Source organism: Pseudomonas sp. Sample_24 (assembly GCF_004307605.1).
Classification (GTDB): domain Bacteria; phylum Pseudomonadota; class Gammaproteobacteria; order Pseudomonadales; family Pseudomonadaceae; genus Aquipseudomonas.
This window is the reverse complement of record NZ_RCNW01000207.1, coordinates 1-7,391: the sequence shown is the minus strand read 5'-3', so window position 1 is coordinate 7,391 and position 7,391 is coordinate 1. Positions and strand designations below refer to the sequence as shown.

The following is a 7,391-nucleotide window of genomic DNA, read 5'->3' as shown; positions in this document are numbered from 1 at the left end:
GTCGGGATACCCAGCTTGATGTCGTTGCCGGCGATCTTCTGATCCTGGTTCACCACCAGACGGTTGTTCATGTCGGTGTTGAGATTGCCATTGACGGTGGCCGCGCCGCCGTCCTTGCCGGTCAGGTTCATGTCCACCGTGGCCTTGTTGTCGGCGTTGTAATGCACCTGGTCCACACGGCCGCCCATCAAACCAATACCGCCGATGCCGTTGGGGTTGAAGCCGACGCCACCGCCGCCGTAACCGCCGTCTTTATTACGGCTGTCAGTCAGGTCTTTGGCATTCACCGCACCATCCACTTGCAGGTTGCCGCCGCCCGCCACATAACCGCCCGTCAGGTTCATATCGCCTCCGACATGGATGCTGCTGTCGGCCGTGCCACTGATCCCGGACTGTTTTTCCACCTTTTGGTAATTGTCGTAATCCTGCCCGCCGACGCCGCCGACACCGCCGACAAAACTCGGCACAACAAACAACGTATGGCTGTTTACCGCCACACCGGCGGAAGCGCCACCAGCCCCCAGGGTGTGCGTGTAGTTTTGCGTGTCCTGTACGCTGGTGATGTTGAGTTCACCGCTCAGGTCGGCGTTGACCTTGCCGGAGATATTGGCGCCGACCATGTTCAGGTCGTTGGCCCTGACAATCACGTGCGAACCGCTGATGTCGGTGTTGGTGTAATGGGTGTTGTCCTGGCTCGAATCATTATGTTTGGCGCCCACGCCGACCGTACCGCTGACGGTATCGCCGGTTATCGGGTTCCAGCTGTTGGTCTCGGTAGCGTTGATGCCGCCGACATTGGATTTGCTGGTGCTGGTGGTGGTGCTTTTCGACGCGTTAAGGTTAACGTCATGGTCACCGGCGTTGAGGATGACCACCGCATCCGGGTTGGTGGTTTTCACCCCGGTCAGGGTGATGTCACCTTTGGTGGAGGTGAAACTGACGTTACCGCCGACCTGGTTGGTGTTTTCGGTTTTGGTCAGCGTCTGGTTGGACATGCTGCCGCCGCCAATGGCCTTCCCGACACTGGCCGATCCCCACGAGCCGACCGCCATACGTTCCACATCACCGAGCATTTCCAGGGTGGTCAGGCCCGGCGCAACACTCATGCCTTCGGAGGCGTCGGTCGCCAGCTTGCCGATGTCGTTGGACACGTCGATAAACACCGAGTCGGCACTGGCCGTGTGGCCGATGAACATGCCTTTGGCGCTGGATTCGTCGTCGCTCACGCTTTCGTATTTGGTGGTCTGGATGTCCCCGGCCTTGACCCGCAGCTTGGCGTTTTCAAAGCCTTTCGCGGTGTTGATGTCGGCGCCACCGAAGTCGAAGGTGTCCTCCACCGTCACCTTGCCGGTCCCCAGGTTCAACTGCGAATTGCTTTGGGTCACGCTGCTGTTGCTGTGTTCGGACGAGCTGATTTCCAATCCAGCATGGGCATTGACACCGCCCTTGGTGGAAAAACCACCTTCGGCCATCTCCCCGGCGTAACTTTTGCCGCCATGGGCGGTGCTGGTCGAGGCGCTGGCCACGTACCCGCCGGCCGAAGCGCTGGCACCTGCCGTCAAGCCGACTTGACGAGTGGTTTCATGATTATAGCTCAGGTTTTCCGAGGTTTTGGCGATCATCGAGCCGCCGACATCGATCCGCGAGTGCAGCGCGGTCATGTTGCTGCCGTTGACCAGGACGTCGTTGGAGGTGTTGATGTTCAGGGAACCGGCGACGATGTTACTGCCCACGCCGGTGGCGCTGGCACTTTCCTGCATCGTGGTGTTGCGCGAGGCAAAACCGCTGGTGGTGGTGTCTTTGTGCGAGGAAGAGACTTCCTTGACATCGTTCATGATCAGGTTGGTTGCATCCACGGCCACCCGGCCTGCGGCGACGTCGGCCCCGGTCAGTACCACATCCTTGCCCGCGGTCAGATGGACGGTGGAGGCGGTGCCGCTGCCGAGGATATCGCCGGTGCTGCGCGAGACCAACGAGCCATCCTGGTCATAGGTCATGGTGGTCGAGGCGGTGATGTCGCCGCCGGCCTTGACCTGTATATGATTGCCTTTGACCGTGGCGCCCTGGTTGTTGACGTCACCGGCGGCATCGACGATCAGCTTGCCGCCTTCGGCGCTGGCATAGATGCCGCCTTGACTGCCGCCGGTGGCCTGGTTCTGCACATCGCCGCTGCTGGTGATGGTGACGTCGTGGCCCTTGACCACCCCGTTGACGTTGGTGAAATCGGTGTTGTCGGTGGTGAGGGTGCCGCCGGCCTGGATCACCGAATCTGCTTCTTTGGTGGTGTCCATGGCCGCGAGCGTGGCCGGGCAGTAATACACCTTCGGTACCAGGACCAGCACGCCATCGACCACTTCCGGTTCGTACCAGACGATGTCCAATTCCAGGCTGTCATATTGCTCCTGGGTCAAGGGCACACCCACGGTGAGGCCCAAACGCTCAGCCTCAACCCCGGCGTTGTCCATAAGCAGCTTGCTCATGTCAGCCCCCGACACTCCGTAGGTCACGGTCATGTAGGTGCCGGAGGTGGCCTGGATGGTCTGGGTGATCATCATGTTGTCAAAATAGGCATCACCGATGACCGACACCGGGGCGTCGGCGTGGTACCCCACGCTTTCGAAAAAGTACGAGGAGCCGTAAAACTGACTCTGGTCCACGTATTCGATACGGGTTTCATACAGCGGCACGATTGGGGTCATCGTGGCGGAGCCGTTGGCCCCATTTTGTTTGCCTTGCAGGCCGGCCGCGGCAAACGCATCGGGGTCAAAAGGTGCCGGCTTTGTCGTTTGTTGGAACAACATGTCATTGTTGATCAGGTTGTCTTGGACGTAGCTCGGGTTCATCGCGTTTTCGAGCTCAGACAATGGCGCCTTGGGATCAAAGGCACTTTTGTAGGCATAACTGCTGTCGAAATCACCGGCAATGGCCGTGGTGTCGTTTTTGCCGATGCTGACGTCGACGGTTTTTTGCTGGACGACCCCGCCGCCGTTTTCAAAGGAACCGCCGGTGTGCACAAAGTTGCCACCGGTGGCGATTTCCGACCGGGTGGCGGCGTAATAGGACTTAACCGGGTCCGGGCTCTGCCCGCTGGCATAGGCATTCCAGCGTGTGGACAGGGTCTCATAGTTCTGGGTTCGCCAATCGGCCCCCAAAGTGGCGGCCATGATCTGGTTGAACTTCGGATCGTTGATGTTTTTCAACGCGGCGGCGGTGTTGCCGTCATAGTAGTAATACGCGCCCCAGATCTTATGCTTGTCATCGTGGCCAAAAGTCTGGTCCAAAAAGTCCCACATGCTCGAGTAAACCTGGGTCGTGGGATTTTTCTTCGCCAGCTTGTCCTTCACGGTGATGGTGACGGTGCTCGGGGTTTTGAGGTAGGTCGACAACGCCAGGTCATCGTGCGAGGTCATGTTTTTCAGGTTGCCGTCGATCGCCATGTTGCCGGTGGCGACCATCAGGCCATCCTGGTTGGTCACATTGGAACCGGTGCCCTTGTGCTCGCCCTGGTTGATCGCGACATTGCCGCCACTTTCCATGACCGCCTGCTTGGTGGTGCGGTTGGAGCTGTAACTAGGCAGTTCCATCGAGATCCACATCTCGTCATAACGTGCATCGTGGTTCCACTTGTAGTAGCCGTCGGCACTGGTCGATGGGCCCTGCACCAAGCCACCGGTGCTGATGCCCTGGTTGGTGATGTTGCTGGCTTCCAGGGTCAAATCGCCGCCGGCACTGATGCGCCCGGCATAGTTGAGGATGTCATGGGCGGTCAGCGAGATGGCGTCGCCGGCCATGATCAGGGCATCTTCCAGGTTGTTGATCGCCGTCCCGGCCTTGAGCATGATGTCATCGGCGGCCCAGATCAGCGCATGGGTGTTATTGACGATCGACTCGCTGGCATCGACAAACAGGCTTTTGCCGGTCACGATGGCGTCATTGTTTTGCACCTTACCACTGGCATTGATCTGAATGCTGCCAGGGTTGTTCAGCGCGTCGTTGACCGTGACGTCGTGCGCGTTGAGGGTCAACAACTGAGCGGCGACCGGGGCTTTCTGCGTGGTGCTCAAGGTCAGGTCGCCACCATGTTTGATGGTCAGGGTGGCGGTGTCCTGGGAGGCAATATTGCCGGTGTTGGCGTAGGTGTCGGTGGCGATGTGGATGTCTTTGCTGGCGAGGATTTCACTGTCCGAGGCCGCAAAGTTCTTGCTGTCGATCGTGACGCTGTTGGACGCCTTGATGGAGCCACCGTTGGTGTTTTTGAAGTTGTTGCTGGCCGTCAGGGTGATGTCGTCGCCACGCAGTTTGCCGGCGTTCTGGTTGGTGATGTCTTGCGCCTGGATATCCAGGGCGGAGGCGGACATCACTGCACCGTCGGTATTGGTCACCGAGCCGTTCAGCGCCTTGATTTGCGCGCTGCTCTGACCCACGATGGCGGCATCCTGGGCATTGAGCACATTCTGGCTGGCGTTGATGGCCACGTGGTCGGCACTAATCGCCGCGGCCTCGGTATTGGTCACGTTGCTGGCGGTGATGTCGACGTTGTCGTCACTGTTGATCTGCGCCCCGCTGGCATTGGTCACATCACCGTCGGTGGAGATCTTGACCCCATTGGCCCCATAGATGACCGCATCGCTATCGTTGGTCAGCGACCCTAAGCTGTTGAGCGAGGCCACGGTCTCGGCATACACCTGGCTGCCGTCACTGTTGTGCAGGTTGCCCAGGCTGTTGATGGCAATCGAGTCGCCATAGACCATGGACGAGGGGCCGGAAAAGTCCACGTCGCCGGCACTGTTGATGATCAAGTCACTGGCCACGATCATGGCATCGTTGTTGATCACCTGCGCGGCATCGATCGCCACGTCGCCGCCGATGATCTGCGAACCGTTGGTGTTCGAGACGGTGCCGCCAGCGTGGAGGTTGACCTGGGAGCCGGCGGTAATCACCGAGGCGTCGTTGATCAGGTCCCCAGCGACGTCAATGTCCACCAGTTCCGAGGCGCCAATGGTCGCGCCGCGTTCATTGGTCAGCGCATCGCCCTTGAGGGTGATGGTCTGGCCAGCAATGGCCACGCCCGCGCCGTTGGTCAACTGGCCATCGGTGAGCAGGTCGACACGGTTTGCGCCGTAGATGATACCGCCGTTGCTCAACGACTCTTGCGCCTCGATATGCGCCGTGTTCTCAGCACGCACCAGGGTCTGGTCGGTCGAGCTGTAGGTTTTCTGAGCGGCGATCGTGATGTCATGAGCCGCGCTCATTGAGCTGCCGACATTGGCGATGACGTCGGTCGCCGTGATGTTCAGGTCCTTGCCCACAACAATTTTGCCCGCGCTCTCCAGGGTGCCGGTGATTTGCATCGTGGCACTGCCACCCGCGCTGGTGATCGAGGCGCCGCCCAATGACAACTCGTTGAGCACCATCAGCAAATCAGCGCCGCTGTACAGCTCGCCATCGGAGCTCAGGTGCACCGCGCTGCCTGGCGCCTGCTGCACCTGCAGACTTTTCCCGCCGCTGATCGAACCGTGCACACCGTTGCTGCTGTCACTGTTCAACGTCAGGTTCATGTTGCCGGCCGCGCCCAGACCGGCATCGTTGGTCAGGCTCCCGGCCTGGACATTGGCATCGCCGCCGGCCAGAAAGCCCACGCACAGGGTTTGGTTAATCCCGGTGCACAGGTTTTCCAGCACATCGGCGACCAAATTCAGGTCGCCCTTGGTGGTGACGATACCCTTGTTCACCAGGTGTTGAGCCGCAATGTTAATGCCGCTTTTGCTGGTGTCCTGAATCACCCCACCATCGTTGAGGAAGTTGTCGGCTTCAATCGACACGCCGTTGGCCGAGAGAATCATCGCCGTGGCGGACAGGGTAAAGTCGGTGCTGTAGTCCGTGCCATTGACCTTGACCATCAGCTTGCCGTTATGCAACACCAGCGGCTGATTCGGTCCGTAAGGAATGTGCGCCGAGTTCACGGCCACCAAGGTGCCGCTCAAGGTAAAGTTACCAACCTTGATCGTGATCGCGCTCACCGGGCCGGCCCCTTCGGCTTGGGTGGCAATCAGGTTTGCGCTCTGAACCAACAGGTCACTGGCGGTAATCTGCAGGGTCTCGCCTTTGATGTCGTTGCTGACCGTGATGCCGTGACCGGCGTGCAGGGTCACCGCTTTTTGCGCGTCGATGCCCTGGCCTGCGGTGCCATTGCCGATGGCAATCGAACCGGTGGTATCGATGCCGACTTTGCCGCCAGCCACCAACGTGGCCAGGCCGACATCCCCATTGGCCGAAATGGCAATGTCGGCACTGGACTTGATCAGTCCCTGGTGACGCACGCCGGCACCACTTTCAGTACTGGTCAGGGAAATATTGTGGCCATACATGGCCCCCGCCAGGCTGCCGTCAATGGCAAATTCCGGGGTGTTGGCACCGGAGGTGCTGTTGACCGTGGCGGTGCGTGTCGCCGCGTTATAGGTGTTAAGACCGGCGACCAGGTTGATGTCCGTTTTTTGATCTTGGGAGCCCGCCGCGCCTTGCAATTCGATGCTGCGCGCCACCACGTCAAAATAGGTCAGGCCGCTGGTGTCGACCCCGCCGGCTTCGATTTTGACCTTGCCGCCGTCGACCAGAAATTGCAGGCCATCGGGCGAGTCCACGGCCTTACCGGTGGTGGTGGTCAGGCTGTTGGCATTGATCGTCGACACACCGTTGAGGCTGATGCCGTTCTGGTTGGAAATAATCAGGTCCGCGGTGCCGCCGAACACTTCCAGGGCGCCGGCCAGGCTGCTGGGGTTGGTGCCGGTGACATCGACCAGGATAGCGTTGGCCTGGTGATTCAAGTTGGGGTTGTGCATGGTGTACCCGCCAATCTGCGAGACGCCATCGGTGGTGCTGTTGTTGAAGATGACGCCGGGTTGCACCACATCAAAACTTTGGAATTTGTTGTGGGACAAGCCTTTGGCGTTCGGGTCAACGATGTTGACCACCGGCACGCCGTTGGCCGAGGACGACATGCCCGGGGTGTTGGCCCCGCCATTGGGGTCGACCACCATGTCGGCGTAGACGGCCGCGGGCAGCAGCGCGGCGGTGACCAGGATGCGCCGCAGCATGGCGCCCTTGAGGCCGCCGCGGCGGGCGTCGGGTCGGATCACCGACAGCACGCTGGCGAACAAGGTTTGCAACTGAAAGCCTGGCGCGTTCGGCGCGGCGCGGCCCTGGGTTTGTCCGGCCTGGCGGCCTTTACCGGTGGTGGTGGTGATTTCGGCCACCGGGATCAGGAAGCCCAAGGACTTGCTGAAAATCAGACGAAAACAATGACGGTTCATGGTGTCACCTACAAACTGAAGCGGTTACTCGCATTAATAGAAAATACTGACGTTTACATACGTGATGTAAGGCGACGTATT

General features: G+C 59.8%; 1 protein-coding gene. It reads right to left on the bottom strand.

Going from position 1 to position 7,391, the window contains the following annotated elements:
* Positions 1-7,310: hemagglutinin repeat-containing protein (locus tag D8V06_RS10405; RefSeq protein ID WP_130930923.1), on the bottom strand; the 7,310-nt coding region annotated here is incomplete at its 3' end.
* Positions 7,311-7,391: the final 81 nt, after the last annotated feature.